The following is an 18,945-nucleotide window of genomic DNA, read 5'->3' as shown; positions in this document are numbered from 1 at the left end:
CAATAATCTTTTCTTCTGGATCAATTCATTCGCTTAAGTTCACTGCGCAGGGAATCAATATCCGCATAAGCACCCTGAAGATGTCGTTTACCCCGGGCTGGCATTTCACGACCATGCAGAACCCGCTGATTGTTGAACATCATCAATTCGCCCGGAGCCAGCTTACAGGTATATTTACAGGCTTCACTGTGAAGAAGATTCATAAAACACTGATAGGCTTCGTAGAAGTCTCTGGCTTTTTCAAATGGCAGGCGCACCGGCTGGACCGAACGGTTGTTAATACGAATACCGATGATTTCACCCTCGCAACCCAACTCAATCACCGGGCCACTGCTCGACAAACTGGTGCTATCACTACTGAAGTTGTAATGCAGGGTAATTGTCGAAAGCAGAGCGAAGTATTCAGGGTGCTGCTGTCTCAGCAACTGTGCCGCATAAAAACCATCCGCCAGAGCAGTGATGCCACCCTCCGGCGCAGCCTCAAGGCAATGCAGCAATTGCAGTGTTGGCACTGGATGACGGTAAGGATTATCCGTATGAAGGCTCAGCGGCCTGGGCGTAAAGGCGAGATTTTCCGGCTCTTCTTTGCTTATTACTTCAAAATAACGGCCATAGTTGGTTTCACGGACGTAGCCAAAATGATCGACAACCTTGAGCACCTGCCCTGCCTGAGCTGGCACATTGTAGAGAAATGACAGACCGTGGGTTTCAATGGCTTGCATCCACTGTCGTTTAATCTCAGGATCGTCTATGGCGTTGTAGTCAAAACGAATACTGTCAGCCTGCAAAGCCCCTCCCCACAAACTTGGTGTTTCAGGGACAAACGCCTCAGCGATAAGCAGACTTGCTGGATAGATTGACCGGTGACCATCCTGCCAGAGAATCTGCAAGCTTTTATCAACACCAATATCAACGACAGCTGCCGCTTCTGGCCTGATATTCATAGGCACGTCCATGACCTCAATCAGCCTTTGCCCCGACTCATGTCGGCATTGATCACAAGGACAGTTATCGCGAAGCCAGAAGTAATGAAATGGCTTATCGTGGAAAAACAGGTGATCGTTGAACAGCTCAAGCATGGCATCCCCTTAAAACCACAGCCTTACTTTTATTAAGTGTTTTGGCGATGGGTATTATTATTCTGACTTAAACTCAAACTTAGCGGACCATTCTTTAAGAACGGCATCGCGCTCATTGGCCATACGACCAAAATCAACGTCAGCCATGACAGCTTCAACATCGGGGTAATTTTTGACTTCGCCTTTCACATCCTTGTGAGCGACAACCGGGTAAACCGTGTTGTAAAGCTCATTGGCTTCTTCAGATACCGACCAGTCAGCCAGTGCTTTTGCTGCATCGGAGCTTGTATTGACCAGACCAACTGCCTCTAGATCCCAGCCAACACCCTGAGGCATCACAAGATCTATTGGTGCGCCCTGAGTTTCAATTTAGCGCCACGCAGAGCAAATGAAATACCAATCACCGTTTCTCCCTGGGCTGCTTCAACACAAGGCTTGGAACCAGAGTGAGTGTATTTGGCAATATTTTTATCCAGAGCCTCCATGTACGCCCAGCCCTTTTCTTCACCCATGGTTTGCAGCCAGGCAGCCACCTGAGTGTAACCCGTGCCGGAAGAGGCTGGATTAGGCATGATAATATGCCCTTTGTAAACCGGGTTCAGAAGGTCATCCCATTTTTCAGGTTTTGGCAGACCCAGTTTTTCTGCCTCTACGCTGTTGAAACAGATCGCATTAAAAAAAGCATCATGTCCGTACCAGGCTTTATCGCTTTCCGGATCCACCATGCCGGATTTAAGCTCGGAGACACCTTCCGGAGTATAGGCTTTAATAATGCCCTGATTTTTCAGAAGAGCCTGAGACGAAGCAGCCAGCCCCCATACCACATCAGCAGGAGTTCCTTTGCCTTCTGCCAGTATTCTGGCAGTGATTACTCCGGTAGAATCACGAACCCAGTTGATTGTGATATTCGGATGCTCTTTCTCAAAAGCCTCTTCGAATGTTGATAGCAGATCTGTTTCAAAGGCCGTGTAAACAGTCAACTCCTCAGGAGAATTAGCCAAAGAAGTGTTACTAACAACAGATACTGACGCCAGAGCCAGACCAGTCATCCATTTTTTCATAAGGTCATCTCCAACTAGAATCGACCTGAACCAACGACATTTTCTGGCATCACCTTACTCCGGATATGTTTCAATCAAATGAAACCTTTTTATCCATGCCTTAGTTATTACTCTCGAGGTTGGAAAAACGCAAGAAAGGAAGATCACAAGGAGTACCTGTGACTGAAAACGACAAAAAAACCAGATAAATGGACACCTGAAAACCAGTTGGCTGTCATCATTAAAACGACAGCATTAAACCAAGGGAAGTGTCACAAAGGAGAAAAAGTGATGTTGAGCTTGTGTCCGGTGGCTTGTGCATATTTTTTCAGCATACCCAGACTCGGGAGCGTTTTACTGTTGGCACTTTCGAGACGGCAGATACTGGTTTTCTGTGTACCTATCGCCCGGGCAATGTCTTCCTGAGTCATTCCAGCTTCCTGCCGCATTCGAATCAGTTCACGGCGGAGTGCAAAGAACTCTGCTTTTTCTTCCATCGCAGCTTGAACATCTTCGCGCTCAAGCGCCTTCTTGCGAAATGCTTTATAACTTAAGTTTGCCATGCTGCACCTCCTTCATCCGCTTATATCCAAGATCTAAGTCTCTTTTAGATGTTTTTTGAGTTTTTTTCTGAAACACATGCAAAATAACAACATGGTTTCCTTTCACACTGCAAAAAAGACCCCTGCCTATTCCTTCAGATCCATTAGCCCTAAGTTCATATAACCCACGCCCCATTGGTTTGGTATGAGGTTCACCAAGGTTTGGACCGTGAACTTCAACCTGATCAAGAAGATCAATGAAATCAGCCAGTATCCCGGCAGGCAGCTTATCCATGTCCTTGGCGACTCGATCACTGTAGAAATGGATGTGCCAAGTTAATTTTTTCATAAGGTGAGGTTAGCAATATTGTTAACCTTGTCAAGTTCAACCATTGGCAGGGACGGTCGGCAAATCGAGATAAACTAGAGGCCCGGTTGAGTTTTTTCTTCAGACAGGTGGGCCATGGTTTCGCAATTCGTTGAGATGGTTTTCACCCATCCACCAGGAAAGCCAGCGGCTTAAAGACAAAAAAACCCCGGACAAGTCCGGGGTTTTTATAGGGTGGTCTAGATTACCAGCGATTCAATATCACTCGATGATCTTGGCAACAACACCAGCACCTACAGTACGACCACCTTCACGGATAGCGAAGCGCAGACCGTCTTCCATCGCTACTGGAGCGATCAGGGTAGCTACGAAGTTAATGTTGTCACCAGGCATTACCATTTCAACGCCTTCTGGCAGTTCTACAGCACCGGTCACGTCAGTGGTACGGAAGTAAAACTGAGGACGGTAGCCCTTGAAGAATGGAGTGTGACGACCACCTTCGTCCTTGGACAGAATGTAAACTTCTGCTTCGAACTTGGTGTGAGGCGTTACAGTTCCTGGCTTGATCAGACACTGACCACGCTCAACTTCTTCACGCTTGGTACCACGCAGCAGCGCACCAATGTTCTCACCTGCACGACCTTCGTCCAGCAGCTTACGGAACATTTCAACACCGGTAACAGTAGTCTTGGTAGTCTCTTTGATACCAATGATTTCTACTTCTTCACCAACGGTGATGATACCACGCTCAACACGGCCAGTTACTACGGTACCACGACCAGCGATGGAGAATACGTCCTCGATAGGCATCAGGAACGGCTGATCGATAGCACGCTCTGGCTCAGGGATGTACTCGTCCAGGGTTTCAACCAGCTTCTTAACAGCGGAAGTACCCATTTCGTTGTCGTCTTTACCTTCCAGAGCCATCAGGGCAGAACCAGTGATGATTGGCGTGTCGTCACCCGGGAACTCGTAAGTGTCCAGCAGTTCACGAACTTCCATTTCAACCAGTTCCAGCAGCTCTTCGTCGTCTACCATGTCAGCTTTGTTCAGGAATACCACGATGTAAGGTACGCCAACCTGACGAGACAGCAGGATGTGCTCACGAGTCTGAGGCATGGGGCCGTCAGCAGCGGAACATACCAGGATAGCGCCGTCCATCTGAGCAGCACCGGTGATCATGTTCTTAACGTAGTCGGCGTGTCCTGGGCAGTCTACGTGAGCGTAGTGACGGCTAGGAGAGTCGTACTCTACGTGAGCAGTAGAGATGGTGATACCACGCTCACGCTCTTCAGGAGCGTTATCGATCTGAGAGAAGTCTTTAGCTTCGCCACCCCATACTTCTGCACATACGCGAGTCAGTGCAGCCGTCAGAGTAGTTTTACCGTGGTCAACGTGACCGATGGTGCCGACGTTTACGTGCGGCTTCGAACGTTCAAATTTTTCCTTAGCCATTTCTCTTGACCCTTAGATAAATATCAATGGTTCGGGGTAGTGATTCTCGTGCAGCATTCTAACAGCCCTTTATGCCTGTTAGAACACCGCAGATACACTATTAACCCTGATTTTTAATGACCGCTTCAGCAATGCTGGCGGGAGCTTCGGCATACTCGCTGAATTCCATCGAGTATGTAGCACGCCCCTGAGTTGCTGAACGCAGATCTGTGGCGTAGCCGAACATTTCACCCAGTGGCACCTGAGCGTTAATAACCTTACCGGAAGGTGTATCTTCCATACCCTGAACAATACCACGACGACGATTCAGGTCACCCATAACGTCACCCATGTAGTCTTCAGGTGTTACCACCTCAACCTTCATCATGGGCTCCATCAGAACAGGGTTAGCCTGTGGCGCGTATTTCTTCAGACATTGAGAAGCAGCGATTTTAAACGCCATTTCGTTGGAGTCAACATCGTGGTAAGAACCATCGTACAGACGAGCTTTCAGACCCAGCAGAGGGTAGCCGGCAATAACACCGTTCTGCATCTGCTCTTCCAGACCCTTCTGAACAGCCGGGATGTATTCTTTCGGAATAACACCACCAACAATCTCGTTGACGAACTGAAGACCTTCTTCACCTTCTTCAGCCGGAGAGAACTCAATCACAACGTGACCGTACTGACCACGACCACCAGACTGCTTGGCAAACTTGTGGTTAGCATCAACGGTAGCTTTCAGCTTCTCACGATAAGCAACCTGTGGCTTACCAATGTTCGCTTCAACCTTGAACTCGCGACGCATACGGTCAACGATGATGTCCAGATGCAGCTCACCCATACCGGAGATGATGGTCTGACCGCTCTCTTCGTCGGTATGAACACGGAAAGAAGGATCTTCCTGGGCCAGTTTACCCAGAGCGATACCCATCTTCTCCTGGTCGGCCTTGGTCTTTGGCTCAACCGCAACAGAGATTACAGGCTCCGGGAATTCCATACGCTCAAGAGTAATAACGCTGTTCATGGCGCACAGAGTGTCGCCAGTGGTCACGTCCTTCATACCGATCAGAGCAACGATATCACCCGCCAGACACTCTTTGAGTTCTTCACGGTTGTTAGAGTGCATCTGAACCATACGACCTACACGCTCACGCTTGCCCTTAACAGGGTTGTAAACGGTGTCGCCGGAATTCAGGGTACCGGAGTAACTACGGATGAAGGTCAGGGTACCCACGAATGGGTCGGTAGCAATTTTGAACGCCAGCGCAGCAAACGGAGCATTGTCGTCAGCTTCACGGGTTTCTACCGTGTCTTTACCGTCGTCCAGAATACCTTCAATGGCCTTAACTTCTTTCGGAGAAGGCATGTATTCGATAACAGCATCCAGAACGGCCTGTACGCCCTTGTTCTTGAATGCGGAGCCACCGAATACCGGAATAATTTCGTTAGCCAGGGTGCGAGCACGGATACCGGCCTTGATTTCTTCCTCAGAGAGTTCACCTTCTTCAAGGTACTTCTCCATCAGCTCTTCAGTGGACTCGGCAGCTGCTTCAACCATGTATTCGTGCATTTCTGCACAGACATCGGCCATCTCGGCAGGAATGTCTTCATAGTTGAAGGTCATACCCTGGTCAGCTTCGTTCCAGATGATCGCCTTCATCTTAACCAGATCGACAACACCTTTGAACTCGTCTTCAGAGCCAATCGTCATCTGCATCGGAACAGCATTTGCGTTCAGACGATCGCGCAGCTGATCGACTACCATCTGGTAATTAGCACCGGTACGGTCCATCTTGTTGACGAAGACCATACGAGGTACTTCATACTTGTCAGCCTGACGCCATACGGTCTCAGTCTGAGGCTGAACACCAGAGGAACCACACAGAACAACGACAGCTCCGTCCAGTACACGCAGGGAACGCTCAACCTCAATGGTGAAGTCAACGTGTCCGGGAGTATCGATAATGTTTACACGATGCTCATCAAACTGAGCATCCATACCACGCCAGAAACATGTAGTAGCAGCAGAAGTAATGGTAATACCACGCTCCTGCTCCTGCTCCATCCAGTCCATAGTAGCTGCACCGTCGTGCACCTCACCAATTTTGTGGCTCAGACCGGTGTAGAACAATACACGTTCAGTGGTCGTTGTCTTACCCGCGTCAACATGGGCACAAATACCAATATTGCGATAGCGGTCAATAGGGGTTTTACGGGCCACGACTCAATCCTCTGATACTTAGAAACGGTAGTGAGAGAACGCTTTGTTAGCTTCAGCCATGCGATGCACGTCTTCACGCTTCTTGACAGCGGCACCCTTGTTCTCGGCAGCATCCATCAGTTCGCCGGCCAGGCGAAGATCCATAGACTTCTCGCCACGCTTACGCGCAGCGTCAACCAGCCAGCGCATAGCCAGTGCTGTGCGACGGCTTGGACGAACTTCTACAGGTACCTGGTAGGTAGCACCACCGACGCGGCGGGACTTTACCTCTACCACAGGAGCGATGGACTCGAGCGCTTTTTCAAACTGCTCCAGAGGGTCCTTGCTGGTACGCTCCTGAACTTTGTCCAGTGCGCCATAGACGATTTTCTCGGCAACAGATTTTTTACCGGAAACCATCACATGGTTAATGAATTTTGCCAGAGTCTTGTTATGAAACTTTGGATCTGGCAGTACTTCGCGCTTGGCGACTACGCGTCTTCTTGGCATTGATAAGCCCTCTTTTCGGCCTTCAGGTAGCTCAGGAAAAAACTCCTGACCTTACTCTTATCAACCTACTGTTAAATTCTTGCTCTACTGAGCGTTCTCAAGTCTAGTCTCTGGACACTGGTTTCAAGCAACCAGTTCAAGACTTAGGCTTTTTGGTACCGTACTTGGAACGGCCCTGCTTACGGTCGTTAACACCCTGAGTATCCAGGCTACCGCGAACGGTGTGGTAACGAACACCGGGCAAGTCTTTTACACGACCGCCACGGATCAGAACAACACTGTGCTCCTGCAGGTTGTGACCTTCACCACCAATGTAGGAAGTCACTTCGAAGCCGTTGGTCAGACGCACACGACAAACTTTACGCAGCGCAGAGTTTGGCTTCTTGGGGGTAGTAGTGTAAACACGGGTGCATACACCGCGACGCTGTGGGCAGGCCTGCAGCGCAGGAACGTCGGTCTTTTTGACCTTACGCTTGCGAGGCTTGCGAACCAGCTGGTTAATTGTTGCCATTGGCGAACTCCAGTCGTTTCTAAGTAAGTAAGAATCAGCTGCGTCAGAGGAGTGCGCAGAAGATTCTTTGCTTCAACGGCAAAAGCCGGCGTAAAAACCGGCATCTACCAACCCCTTTCAAATACAGCTAGGGGCAATATAAAGCGGCGAAATTTTACGGAATGCTGGGAATTGCGTCAAGTCTGTGGATAACACAAATCGTGTAAAAGTGAAGCTCGCGGAGTAAAATCCCGATTATTGCGATTCACTCCGGATGTCAGAGTTGTGATAAAGTCCCGCCCATACCCTAGATCACCCTCAGGATTACCATGAAACGCGAACTGGCGATTGAATTCTCACGTGTGACCGAAGCGGCAGCCCTGGCTGGTTATAAGTGGCTTGGCAGAGGCGATAAGAATGCGGCTGACGGTGCAGCAGTTGAAGCCATGAGAGCCATGCTCAACAAAGTTCAGATGGATGGCGAGATTATCATTGGTGAAGGCGAAATCGACGAAGCCCCCATGCTCTACATCGGAGAAAAAGTCGGCAAGGGTCAGGGCGAGAGTATTGATATTGCCGTTGATCCTATTGAAGGTACCCGCATGACTGCAATGGGTCAGAACAATGCTGTGGCCGTTCTGGCTGCTGGCGATAAAGGTTCCTTCCTGAAAGCGCCCGACATGTATATGGAAAAGCTGGTTGCCGGTCCTGGCGCGAAAAACGCCATCGACCTGAACCTTAGCCTTGAAGAGAACATCCATAATGTCGCCAAAGCACTGCACAAGCCCATAGAAAATCTGACCGTTATCACACTGGCCAAGCCTCGTCACGACAGCGCCATTGAGATGATGCAAAAAATGGGCGTAAAGGTTTTTGCCCTTCCTGATGGTGATGTAGCCGCCTCTATTCTGACCTGTATGCCCGACAGCGAAGTCGACATGATGTACTGCATCGGCGGTGCACCCGAAGGCGTAGTATCGGCAGCTGTGATTCGTGCATTGGGTGGCGATATGCAAGGTCGTCTGATGACCCGCGATCAAGCCAAAGGCGATACGCCTGAAAACAGGGCTGCCGGTGATGTTGAACGCAGCCGCTGTAAAGAAATGGGTATTGAGCCCGGCATTCTCTTGCGTCTGGATGATATGGCCAGTTCTGATAACGTGGTGTTCTCGGCAACCGGTATTACCAAGGGCGACCTGCTGGAAGGTGTTTCCCGCCAGGGTAACATCGCAGAAACCGAAACACTGGTGATTCGTGGTAAATCCCGTACGATCCGTCGTATCAAGTCTATCCACTATCTGGATCGTAAAGACGACGACATTAAGGGTGTCATCCTTTAACTTTGTTTTCCTCCGAGCCATTGTCTATTGAAAACAGAAATGGCTCCCCCTTCTTTCTATTCGCAACTGTTGTCAATTAAATCTGAGCAGCGGTGCTTGAGGGATCAGCCAGGAGAATATGCTTCAAAAAATATCTCAGCAAATCATTTTAATGATTTTTTACGAGATAATTGGCAGCAACCCCGACAACAGACACGGCAGCTAAACAGAAAACTCCAGGGATTCCCATAACGGCATAAGTAGCAACACCACTAGCAATACCGGTAGCAACACCAGTAGCAACATCGACAGTCTTTCCACGCAGCTGAGTAGCCAAGAAAGTGTTGATAGCACCACCAACCATGGCAGCGGCGAGTGCCCCGGAAGAACGGACGTCATCTGCAATTACTCCACCTGCAACTCCTACAGTCCCGCCAGCAGCCGAAATAAAAAACGAGGGAGTTGGGTGAGCAAACGTGTAACTAATCTTGCGAATAAATTTAAGAGTTCTTTTCGAAATAGTTACCATGCGTTCCTGCAATGGAATTTTTTTTATCTGTTTTATATCACTATCAGTTAATTTTTTTAGACAGATACGGCAGCTTTGTTGTTTATTCCTTTCCAACCATTGCTGCATGCATGATTTACCAAAAGCATGTCCGCATTCTAGTTTGATACTTTTGCAATTTGTTGTGTCAAAACATATTGTGCACTTAATCTCAATAATACCATTAACTCTGCAATCACCATCCATAGCAAACCCCCCTATTATACTTTTGGCTTATTACATTATTAGATACTTATATTTGGTTTTAGTTCCTTATAAATACTTGGATTTTTAACTCGTTCTGTCATCAAGGTGTTTTTTCTCTCCCGAAAGGCGATAGATAATCCCCTTTAGGGCGATGAGGCAGAACATCAACAGGATCTTGCTTCACTGGCTGACGACACCCCGGTCACCGGTATTACCAAGGGCGACCTGCTGGAAGGTGTTTCCCGCCAAGGTAATATCGCAGAAACCGAAACACTGGTGATTCGTGGTAAATCACGTACGATCCGTCGTATCAAGTCTATCCACTATCTGGATCGTAAAGACGACGACATTAAGGGTGTCATCCTTTAACTTTGTTTTCCTCGGAGCCATTGTCTATTGAAAAACAGAAATGGCTCCTTCCTTCTTTTGTTCATGGCTCTTGTCAATTAAATCTGGCACCAGTGACTGAGGGATCAGCCAGGAGAATATGCTTCAAAATAGCTCAGCAAATCATTTTAATGATTTCTTACAAGATAATTGGCAGCAAGCTTGACAACAGACACGGCAGCTAAACTGAAAGCTGCGGGCTTTCCCATAGAGACAAAAGTAGCAACACCAGTAGCAAAACCAGTAGCAAGTTCGACAGTCAATTGACGCTCCCATTCATGAATACTCACAAAACCGCCGATAGTACAACTAATAAAAATAGAAGCGCCAATCCCAGCATCGTTCTCATCTGCAACTACTGCAGCTAAAGTTGCGGTAGCCCCGCCAGCAATCCCAACAAGAAGCGAGGGATTTGGGTGAACAAACATGTCAACAGTCATGTCAACAGTCTCGCGAATAAATTTAATAGTTCTTTCCAAAATAACTACCATGCGTTCATGCAATGGAATTTTCCCTATCTTTTTTAAATCAATATCAGTTAATTCTTTTCGACAGAAGTGGCAGTTTTTTTGGTCATTCCTTGCCAACCATTTCTGCATGCATGATTTACCAAAAGCATGCCCGCATTTTAGTTCGATGCTGTCGCAATTTGCTGTGTCATAACATATTGCGCACTTAATATTATCAACTCTGCAATCACCATCCATAGCAAAACCCCCTATTATACTTTTGGCTTATTACATTATTAGATACTTATTTTTGGTTTTAGTTCCTTATAAATACTTGGATTTTTAACTCGTTCTGTCATCAAGGTGTTTTTTCTCTCCCGGAAGGCGATAGATAATCCCCTTTTGGGCGATGAGGCAGGACATCAACAGGATCTTGCTTTACTGGCTGACGACACCCCGGCCACCGGTATTACCAGGGGCGACCTGCTGGAAGGTGTTTCCCGCCAAGGTAATATCGCAGAAACCGAAACACTGGTGATTCGTGGTAAATCCCGTACGATCCATCGTATCAAGTCTATCCACTATCTGGATCGTAAAGATGACGACATCAAGGGTGTCATCCTTTAACTTTGTTTTCCTCCGAGCCATTGTCTATTGAAAACAGAAATGATTCCTTCCTTCTTTTGTTCATGGCTCTTGTCAATTAAATCTGGCACCAGTGACTGAGGGATGAGCCAGGAGAATATGCTTCAAAATTGCTCAGCAAATCATTTTAATGATTTCTTACGAGATAATTGGCAGCAACCTTGACAACAGACACGGTAGCTAAACAGACAGCTGCGGGCTTTCCCATAAAGACAGAAGTAGCAATACCAGAAGCAACACCAGTAGCAATACCAGTAGCAAGTTCGACAGTCAATTGACGCTCCCATTCAAGAATACTCACGGAAACGCCGGTAGTACAAGTAATAAACATAGAAGCGCCAATCCCACCATTGTACTCATCTGCAACTAATGCAGCTACAGCTGCGGTAGCCCCGCCAGCAATCCCAACAAGAAGCGAGGGAGTTGGGTGAGCAAACATGTCAACAGTCTCGCAAATAAATTTAGTAGTTCGTTCCAAAATAGTTACCATGCGTTTCTGCAATGGAATTTGTTCTATCTCTATATCATCACCAGATAATTGTTCTCGACAGAGATGGCAGTTTATTTGGTTACTTCTTTCCAGCCCTACCTGCGTGCATGATCTACCAGAAGCATGTCCACAATCTAGAGTGCTTGGAGTGTTGCTTTCACAATGTTTTGTATCTTGACATATTGTTCTTATATCACCGTTAAGACTATTCATATCAAAGACCTCCTATTATATTTTCAGTTGGTTTCAACATTATTAGATACTTAAATTTGGTTTTAGTTCCGTATGAATACTTGGATTTTTAACTCGTTCTGTCATCAAGGTGTTTTTCCTCTCTTGAAAGGTGGTAGATAATCCTCTTTGGGGCAATGAGGCAGGACATCAACAGGATCTTGCTTTACTGGCTGACGACACCCCGGCCACCGGTATTACCAGGGGCGACCTGCTGAAAGGTGTTTCCCTCAAGGGTAATATCGCAGAAACCGAAACACTGGTGATTCGTGGTAAATCCCGTACGATCCATCGTATCAAGTCTATCCACTATCTGGATCGTAAAGATGGCGACATCAAGGGTGTCATCCTTTAACCCTGTTTTCCTATGAGCCATTGACCATTGAGAATAGTCAGTAGCTCTCCTGCCTCATATGCTGCATCTGCCACGACAGTAGTAGAGGGAACAGCCATAGGAGTACGCGTCGAAATTGCTCTGCAACATTAAAAATCGTTTATTCCGAGATAATTACCAACATCACAGATAATAGTCGCGGCAGTACACCCGATAGCTAAGCCAGCACCCGCATAATTCCCGAAGACAATGCCGGTAGCAACACCGGTAACGATACCGGGAACGACACTGACATGCCTTTCAGGCTCACTAGCAGCCCAGACACACGCGATAAGAGACCCAGTCACGGCCGCAGCGGGAGGTACAACATCTACCCCGCCAACCCCGGCAAAAGCAGCTCCGGCAGCTCCGGCAGCCCCGACAGCAAGCCCGACAGCAGCCGAAGGAGATACTGGAAGAGATAATGCCACAATAGATTGGAACAAAAATTTAATCGTTTTTTCCGGAATAGTTACCACACGTTCCCACAACGAGGTTTTTTTTATCTCTTTTATCTGATCATCAGTTAATTGTTCTCTACAGAAAAGGCAGTTATATTGATTAGTCCTTTTCATCCATTGCTTTATGCATGATAAACCAAAAACATGTCCGCATTTTAGTTTGATGCTTTTGCACTCTACTGCGCCAAAACAAATTGAGCATTGAGTAGTATCATTAACACTGTGATTACTTTCCATACACCCCCCCTGTTATATTTTTTTCCCATTACATTCTTAGATATTTAAATTTGGTTTTAGTTCCTTATAAATACTTGGATTTTTAAATCGTTCTGTCATCAAGGTGCTTTTCCTCTCCCGGAAGGCGATAGATAATTCCCTTTGGGTCTTAAAGCATTGCACTGAGCAGCCGTGACAGGTAGCGTTAAAACATTGACTCAATGGATTGAGCACATGTTAACGACACTGCCGCGCCTCCTTACGATTTTTTTATCGCTTCTGCTTGTCAATCTGGCCTGGGCATCGGAACCCGAGCTCTGGTATCAGAAGGTCTGGTGCGAAGGTAGAGGCGGAGAAGTTGAAGCCAGACTCGACGACGGTAGACGTGTCGATTGCATAACTGACCTTCACGCCATCGAAATGGATTTTGCCAACAAATGGCCTGAAGCCATCGGCCAGTCTCTTGCCTATGGAATGCTGACCAAAAAACAGGCTGGGATTGTGTTGATTCTGAGAAAACCATCCGACCATGAATATTGGGAACGCTTACAACAGGTTCTGGAGCACTATAAACTGCCGGTTACTACCTGGAAGCTTGGCCCCTGAAGCCACAGTTTTTTCTTTTATGAAAAAAGTTTAATGATTCACTCATCTTCCGGTTAACTGCTTTCGATTAATCTAAGCCCACCTTTTACACAGATACCCATTTCGAAAGAAAAACCGGAGATTGAAACCATGAATAAGACACTATCTGCTTTCCTCGCTGCTTCAACGATCGCACTGACCACTGGCAACGCATTTGCTGAATACACCGGCCCCATCAGCACACCCAGGATCAATGATGTTGCTTCCATCATCGAAAACCCGGTTGATGACTCCCAGGTGGAACTTACCGGTTACCTGACCAACAAAATCGACGATGAAACCTACACCTTTTCAGATGGCAACGACAGCATTCAGGTAGAGATTGAATCCAGAGACATGCCTCAGGTGCAGATCAATGAAAAGACCAAAGTTAAGATTTTGGGCGAAGTAGAAAGCGGTGCTTTTGAAACAACCGAGATAGAAGTCGAAAAAATCACCGTCATCTGAACAGAGCTTCACTTTAAACAAGGGTTGCCGGAAATTCTCTGGCAACCCTCAACCCTTTGAAGACAAAAACGATAATAATCTACCGAAAGGCACGTCTAATCAATCTACCTGATATACCAGTGTAGAACCAGAGACTTCATGACCGATTATCAATAAAGGCTTTCCAGTTGGACTGTCAGTGGCTTCTACAAACTTCATACCCTCCGGAGAAACATCCCCCGCTTTTTCTGGTTCTTTCTCAGTATCAACTGAAAAATCACGGTTGTAGACATAGCTGACAAACTTGGCTTTTTCAGGATGAGTCACGTCGTACATCAGGACACCGCCGGTTCGTTCCAGACCAATAAACGCATATTGACGTCCATCAATCTCACCCACAGCCAATGCCTCTGGCTCAGGGCCTTTGTCGTCACTGCGGTTATCACCTTTGGTTTCTTCGTCATTATTGTTGAAGTGTTTACCCAGCACAGCAGCCGTCACTTCTTCAAAGTCGCTGCCTGAGTCATAGACCAGCTCACCTGTTTCGTTCCAGATAGAAAATGAGCGTGCTCCGTAGGAGTAAAGTTCTTCAAACTTGCCGTCGTTATCCGAATCACCCAGAGTGTTGGTAATTTTCAGACGAGCCAGCTTTTTCTGGTCTTTGGCTGCTTCAGCGTTAGGGTGCTCCAGGGCCACCTTAACCTTTTTGGTACGAACTTCTTCTGTGAACCCCAGGCAACCGTCTTCATCATCGTATTTCAGACCACCAGAAGCCAGACATTGAGCTTCAGAAGCAGCTTTGTACCAATAATCTCTGGCATCACCTTCGTTGGCTGTTACAACATAGGTTTTACCTTCTACGGAATAGGTAGCGATGGTATCTGGCTGATACATACCATAGACACCACTCCATTTTTGCAGATTCACACCACCGTCTTTATTGCTGGCATCCATCGCAAACTGACCATAATCCTTGTAACCAAGGGGAACAATAGAATCAATGCGAGCATTGGCAATATCAACCAATGCCAGGGCATTGTTTTCCTGCAGAGAGACGTACGCTGTTCTGGAATCATCAGAAACGGCTATGTACTCGGGCTCAAGATCCTGAGCCACAGAAGCATCACGACCAAAAACCCTGACATCCTCTGGCAGCTCACTGTTTCTGGAGTACCCCTTGTTGAAAGCAGTGAAAGTAGCATGACGTGGTTCTTCCAGTTTGCCTTCAGAGGTAACCTTGACGACACTGACTGAACCTTCCGGGTCAATTTTGTAATCCGATGAGGGTTCACCTTCGTTTGCTGTCAGCAGGTATTTTCCATCGGGCGTAAAGGTCACCATATCAGGCAGTGCACCTACAACCTTATAGTCACTGAATACAGCGCCACCTTCAGAATCGAGCTTATAAACAATGACAACGCCTTTCTTTTGTTTGTCACTATTTTCAACAGCAACAGCCAGCAGATCGCCATGAACAGAAACGCTGTTGGCGGTGCCCAGCTTCATGCCGTCAATACTGGATTCAAGATTGATCTTGCCAATTTTGAGTATATTGGAATCCATGGTCGGATCAGCCAGTGGCTGCCCCTTGAGTGATTTACCGCTGAGAATATCTACGGTTTTATCCAGGGCGTTGACAACATAGATAGATTGACTGGCTTTATGCCAGGCCACAATCTCTGCAGCCCCTTTATGGTAAGTGCCAGAAGCATATCGAGCGATCGGCTCCATGGTGGGATGGGAAACTTCAACGTTTTCCTGAACCATTGAACAGCCAGCCAAAATGAAGGGAGCTGCCAGAGTGATAGCGTTGCGAGCGAGTTTCAGTTCCATTGAGATTCCTGATTTTATTCAATTTGATCAGGGCTTTTTATAACGGTTACAAATGACTATTTAATGACATTGTTGACACAAAGACGACAAAAACTGGCTTTTCTCGTCCCACCACTGGAGAGGCTATAGCATAACAATAACAACTCAAACCTTTCAGCGTGCGGGGTACGCATTGCTGTCAAGGGTAAAGACAGGTGTGGCTATTTGCGGGTCTATTATCCGGGAGGCTGACCCTTTACAGCAAAAATGAAATGGCAAACCTGGCTACCAGGCGGAGGAAGCAGTTAAGACTATTTATGGAGGCATGGCGTAATGAGCAATCGTGATTTATTCTCGGAACTCAGCTCTGCTCTTGCTGAAGCCAGGGAGCACTCAGAAGGTAAGTTGACGCTGAGAAGCCATCAGGTAGACGATAAAGGCGAGTTGAGCATCTCACCAGATGAGATTGTCGGTATTCGTGAAACGTTTAATATGTCCAGAGGCGTGTTTGCACGCTTGCTGCATACCTCTGTCCGCACCCTGGAGAACTGGGAGCAAGGGCGCAGTGTACCCAATGGTCAGGTCGTTACCCTGCTTAGGCTGGTCCAGCGCCATCCAGAAACTCTTTCGTATATTGCGAGTCTTTGAACAACACTTTCAAGGAATTATGTTGCAATGGCGAGAGCCGTAACTATATCCCTAAAAAACAAACCCGGAGCCAACTCCGGGTTATTCGTTCTCAGATAATAGTCTGACTTCAAGCCTGCTCAGCAGTAGCCTTTTCATCAGCCTTTGGAGAAGCTTTAGTCAAACAGATAAAGCCTGCAATACCCGCGATCAGGGAGGCAATCAGAACCCCTGCTTTTGCCAGTACCAGATCATTGGGGCTGCCAGCAAATGCCAGCTCTGATATGAAGATAGACATGGTGAAACCAATTCCGCCCAGGAAGGCAACACCGACAATATGCAGGAAGTTACATTCGTGTGGCAAATCACCCCATCCCAGTTTCCAGCCTACCCAGGTAGCACCGGCAATACCAATTAACTTCCCTAATACCAGACCCAGAGTAACACCCAGAGTGACGTTATTGAAAATCTCGGTATCCCCGGAGAATACATTAAAGGGTATACCGGCGTTAGCCAAGGCAAAAATAGGAATGACGATATAGGTAACAGGCAGGTGCAGACCCGTTTCTATTTTCTGCAGTGGAGCTTCTGCAAGGCGGGCACCATTACCCAGAGCCCGAACGTAAGCCAGCACTTTTTCATTTCGCAGAACATCTTCACCAGGGCGGTAACTCCGGTCAAATCGTCGAATCAGATTTTTTACCTGAAAGCTGAATGCAACTGGATCGTATTTGGGTTTTGCCGGTATGGCAAAAGCGGTAATAACACCAGCCAATGTCGCATGAATACCTGCTTCGTAGAGCTGAAACCAGAGGCCCGCACCTATTAGCAGATAAGGCAATGGACTACGAATACCGGAAGCATTGAGAACCCATAATAATGCAGTAAATCCTGCAGCCCATAGCAAAGCAAGCTGATTGATTTCGTTGGTATAGAAGACGGCAATGATCATGATAGCGCCCAGGTCATCCACAATGGCCAGGGCCACCAGGAAGGTGATCAGGCTTTTAGGAACACGACCACCCAGCAGCGCACAAGTACCAACAGCAAAAGCAATATCCGTTGCCATTGGAATGCCCCAGCCGTCTGCAGCAACACCGCTCGGGTTGATACCGGCATAGATCAGTGCGGGCACCACCATACCACCAATCGCCGCCATGATAGGCAATACGGCATGCTTGAGGTCGGAAAGCTCACCGACAAGGAATTCACGCTTGAGTTCGAGACCAACATGGAAAAAGAAAAAAGCCATCAAGCCATCATTGACCCAATGGTGAACAGACATCTTCAGACCACCGTCGCCGAATGAGACTCCGGCGTAGGTTTTCAGGATCTGTTCATAGAGGGGGTACAGATTACTGTTCGCGATCACCAGAGCGATGACAGCGCAGATCATCAGAAGGATACCGCTGGTCGTTTGACGATGGATAAATTCTTCAAAAGGCGTGAGGATGCGGTCAAATGCCACCTCCCAGCGAGCGTTATAAACCTTGCCTTTTCGACCTATAAATTTTGTGAAATTATTTCCCGCCACAGCAACTCCTCAAGAGCATCAAGCTTGACACCGTAGACTACATCATGAGGTTGTTGATGTCTCGTGAATGTTCAGTGAGTCTTTTATTGCCTGTAGTCAGTCGTCTGTTGAAGGTTTTATCTCTAAACCTCTCAAGTTTAAAAAAGAGGGCTTTTCTCCTGAGCCGGTTGCTGTTTAACACAGACATAGCAAGCTGTTTCCATCAACTCGTTCCTCAAAAAAGCATTTCTTCATATTATTACCTTTCTCGATAATTGGTAGAAAAATATAATGCCTGCTTCAGCCGCCTTATACGATCGGCTGGGCGCAGCGAACGAGCAGATAGCATTTACTATGTGACTGCTTGAATAGTGTATTTGTGCTAATGTTGATTAACTGTGATCGAGGCCGAATCAAAGTAAAATTTTCAAGAGAGAATCACAGTGAAAAGATCAATGATAATATTTTTATTTATCTCGTTTATTTCTACTGCTGCTGAAATAAAAAAGATTTCTAACAATCAATTTGAATACAAAAACAATCAAGGTGATATAAGAAAAATTCTAATAGATAAGCCAATAGGAATGGTGAACTATATAGCTGTCATCAGGCAGGCTATATTCACAAGGTTTCTGATACGAACAAACGATGGGAACCACTATCTACACCATGAAGCCTTCGAAGTACCAGACTCTCCATTAGCTGCATATTATAAGCAGCTCAGTGACAATCAACGAACACCATTTGTTACCACGGAGGGATTATATAACCTCGCAAGTGCAGGAACATTTCTTAACTCACAACAGCCTGCAACAAAGCCCAGGCACGTAATGATCACAACCGCTCTTAGCGATGTGCAAAGAAGCAGTTCTGGCGATGAGTTATACATTCGTCCAATGCATGAAAATGACGCATTTGTCAGAGTGACGGGAGGCGTTTATTCCATTGTCTTTCAGGCTCATTTCAAATGA

The 18,945-nt window shown here is 47.0% G+C and carries 23 protein-coding genes; 8 read left to right on the top strand and 15 right to left on the bottom strand.

Annotated features, from left to right (window positions below; genetic code table 11):
• Positions 1-20 precede the first annotated feature (20 nt).
• From ACO6VG_RS09290 to rpsL, 9 genes are all read right to left on the bottom strand, one after another.
• Complete coding sequence (locus ACO6VG_RS09290) at positions 21-1,079, bottom strand: TauD/TfdA family dioxygenase (protein ID WP_422139772.1); 1,059 nt, start codon at positions 1,077-1,079, stop codon at positions 21-23.
• A 57-nt stretch (positions 1,080-1,136) separates the two neighbouring features.
• Positions 1,137-1,415, bottom strand: coding sequence for a hypothetical protein (locus tag ACO6VG_RS09285; RefSeq protein ID WP_422473629.1), 279 nt, complete (start codon positions 1,413-1,415; stop codon positions 1,137-1,139).
• Between the two features lie 8 nt (positions 1,416-1,423).
• Positions 1,424-2,140 carry an extracellular solute-binding protein gene (locus tag ACO6VG_RS09280; RefSeq protein WP_422473627.1) on the bottom strand — a complete coding sequence of 239 codons (717 nt, stop codon included), beginning with the start codon at positions 2,138-2,140 and terminating at the stop codon, positions 1,424-1,426.
• Positions 2,141-2,391: 251 nt separating this feature from the next.
• Positions 2,392-2,682 (bottom strand): helix-turn-helix domain-containing protein, encoded by a 291-nt coding sequence (locus ACO6VG_RS09275; protein ID WP_422136680.1) that lies wholly within the window; start codon positions 2,680-2,682, stop codon positions 2,392-2,394.
• Positions 2,663-3,010, bottom strand: a complete 348-nt coding sequence (locus ACO6VG_RS09270) for a type II toxin-antitoxin system RelE/ParE family toxin (RefSeq protein WP_422136679.1) — start codon at positions 3,008-3,010, stop codon at positions 2,663-2,665. The genes ACO6VG_RS09275 and ACO6VG_RS09270 overlap by 20 nt, the downstream gene beginning before the upstream one ends.
• 240 nt (positions 3,011-3,250) lie before the next feature.
• A complete protein-coding gene (tuf, locus tag ACO6VG_RS09265) occupies positions 3,251-4,444 on the bottom strand; it encodes an elongation factor Tu (protein ID WP_257254328.1) in 1,194 nt (397 codons plus the stop codon).
• A gap of 100 nt (positions 4,445-4,544) precedes the next feature.
• The gene (gene fusA / locus ACO6VG_RS09260) at positions 4,545-6,647 is read right to left on the bottom strand and encodes an elongation factor G (RefSeq protein ID WP_422136678.1); all 2,103 of its coding nucleotides are present in this window, start codon (positions 6,645-6,647) and stop codon (positions 4,545-4,547) included.
• 18 nt (positions 6,648-6,665) lie between these two features.
• Positions 6,666-7,136 carry a 30S ribosomal protein S7 gene (gene rpsG / locus ACO6VG_RS09255; protein WP_252177337.1) on the bottom strand — a complete coding sequence of 157 codons (471 nt, stop codon included), beginning with the start codon at positions 7,134-7,136 and terminating at the stop codon, positions 6,666-6,668.
• A gap of 136 nt (positions 7,137-7,272) precedes the next feature.
• Positions 7,273-7,647 (bottom strand): 30S ribosomal protein S12, encoded by a 375-nt coding sequence (gene rpsL, locus ACO6VG_RS09250; RefSeq protein ID WP_034841716.1) that lies wholly within the window; start codon positions 7,645-7,647, stop codon positions 7,273-7,275.
• Between the two features lie 308 nt (positions 7,648-7,955).
• Here rpsL and glpX point away from each other — a divergent pair, with 308 nt between their 5' ends.
• Positions 7,956-8,966, top strand: a complete 1,011-nt coding sequence (gene glpX / locus ACO6VG_RS09245) for a class II fructose-bisphosphatase (protein ID WP_422473625.1) — start codon at positions 7,956-7,958, stop codon at positions 8,964-8,966.
• Between the two features lie 148 nt (positions 8,967-9,114).
• Here glpX and ACO6VG_RS09240 read toward each other — a convergent pair whose 3' ends face one another.
• Complete coding sequence (locus ACO6VG_RS09240; protein ID WP_422139770.1) at positions 9,115-9,699, bottom strand: RING finger domain-containing protein; 585 nt, start codon at positions 9,697-9,699, stop codon at positions 9,115-9,117.
• A gap of 183 nt (positions 9,700-9,882) precedes the next feature.
• Here ACO6VG_RS09240 and ACO6VG_RS09235 point away from each other — a divergent pair, with 183 nt between their 5' ends.
• Complete coding sequence (locus ACO6VG_RS09235; RefSeq protein ID WP_422137064.1) at positions 9,883-10,068, top strand: fructose-bisphosphatase class II; 186 nt, start codon at positions 9,883-9,885, stop codon at positions 10,066-10,068.
• Positions 10,069-10,214: 146 nt separating this feature from the next.
• Here the strand turns inward: ACO6VG_RS09235 and ACO6VG_RS09230 are convergent, their stop codons facing one another.
• The gene (locus ACO6VG_RS09230) at positions 10,215-10,793 is read right to left on the bottom strand and encodes an RING finger domain-containing protein (RefSeq protein ID WP_422473623.1); all 579 of its coding nucleotides are present in this window, start codon (positions 10,791-10,793) and stop codon (positions 10,215-10,217) included.
• Positions 10,794-10,937: 144 nt separating this feature from the next.
• Here ACO6VG_RS09230 and ACO6VG_RS09225 point away from each other — a divergent pair, with 144 nt between their 5' ends.
• On the top strand, positions 10,938-11,162 hold the full coding sequence (locus ACO6VG_RS09225) for a fructose-bisphosphatase class II (protein WP_422410007.1): 225 nt from the start codon (positions 10,938-10,940) through the stop codon (positions 11,160-11,162).
• Between the two features lie 145 nt (positions 11,163-11,307).
• Here ACO6VG_RS09225 and ACO6VG_RS09220 read toward each other — a convergent pair whose 3' ends face one another.
• Positions 11,308-11,883, bottom strand: a complete 576-nt coding sequence (locus ACO6VG_RS09220) for a hypothetical protein (protein WP_422473621.1) — start codon at positions 11,881-11,883, stop codon at positions 11,308-11,310.
• Between the two features lie 130 nt (positions 11,884-12,013).
• On the opposite strand from ACO6VG_RS09220, the gene ACO6VG_RS09215 reads away from it, so the two are divergent.
• A complete protein-coding gene (locus ACO6VG_RS09215; protein ID WP_422473619.1) occupies positions 12,014-12,256 on the top strand; it encodes a fructose-bisphosphatase class II in 243 nt (80 codons plus the stop codon).
• 128 nt (positions 12,257-12,384) lie between these two features.
• Here the strand turns inward: ACO6VG_RS09215 and ACO6VG_RS09210 are convergent, their stop codons facing one another.
• The gene (locus ACO6VG_RS09210) at positions 12,385-12,972 is read right to left on the bottom strand and encodes an RING finger domain-containing protein (RefSeq protein WP_422136674.1); all 588 of its coding nucleotides are present in this window, start codon (positions 12,970-12,972) and stop codon (positions 12,385-12,387) included.
• Positions 12,973-13,143: 171 nt separating this feature from the next.
• Between ACO6VG_RS09210 and ACO6VG_RS09205 the strand changes: the two genes are divergently transcribed.
• A complete protein-coding gene (locus ACO6VG_RS09205) occupies positions 13,144-13,557 on the top strand; it encodes a hypothetical protein (RefSeq protein WP_422410003.1) in 414 nt (137 codons plus the stop codon).
• A gap of 129 nt (positions 13,558-13,686) precedes the next feature.
• A complete protein-coding gene (locus ACO6VG_RS09200; protein ID WP_422139768.1) occupies positions 13,687-14,043 on the top strand; it encodes a YgiW/YdeI family stress tolerance OB fold protein in 357 nt (118 codons plus the stop codon).
• Positions 14,044-14,142: 99 nt separating this feature from the next.
• Here the strand turns inward: ACO6VG_RS09200 and ACO6VG_RS09195 are convergent, their stop codons facing one another.
• The gene (locus ACO6VG_RS09195) at positions 14,143-15,855 is read right to left on the bottom strand and encodes a choice-of-anchor I family protein (protein WP_422136671.1); all 1,713 of its coding nucleotides are present in this window, start codon (positions 15,853-15,855) and stop codon (positions 14,143-14,145) included.
• A gap of 312 nt (positions 15,856-16,167) precedes the next feature.
• On the opposite strand from ACO6VG_RS09195, the gene ACO6VG_RS09190 reads away from it, so the two are divergent.
• Positions 16,168-16,482 carry a helix-turn-helix domain-containing protein gene (locus ACO6VG_RS09190; protein ID WP_422136670.1) on the top strand — a complete coding sequence of 105 codons (315 nt, stop codon included), beginning with the start codon at positions 16,168-16,170 and terminating at the stop codon, positions 16,480-16,482.
• A 109-nt stretch (positions 16,483-16,591) separates the two neighbouring features.
• Here the strand turns inward: ACO6VG_RS09190 and nhaA are convergent, their stop codons facing one another.
• Positions 16,592-17,995 carry a Na+/H+ antiporter NhaA gene (nhaA, locus tag ACO6VG_RS09185; protein WP_422136669.1) on the bottom strand — a complete coding sequence of 468 codons (1,404 nt, stop codon included), beginning with the start codon at positions 17,993-17,995 and terminating at the stop codon, positions 16,592-16,594.
• A 422-nt stretch (positions 17,996-18,417) separates the two neighbouring features.
• On the opposite strand from nhaA, the gene ACO6VG_RS09180 reads away from it, so the two are divergent.
• Entirely contained in the window at positions 18,418-18,945 is a 528-nt protein-coding gene (locus ACO6VG_RS09180; RefSeq protein ID WP_422136668.1) for a hypothetical protein, read from the top strand.

The organism is Endozoicomonas sp. ALB032, from assembly GCF_049310125.1.
In the GTDB taxonomy this organism is placed as follows: Bacteria; Pseudomonadota; Gammaproteobacteria; order Pseudomonadales; family Endozoicomonadaceae; genus Endozoicomonas_A.
Note: the sequence above shows the minus strand (reverse complement) of the source record. Positions and strands in the feature narration are given on the sequence as shown.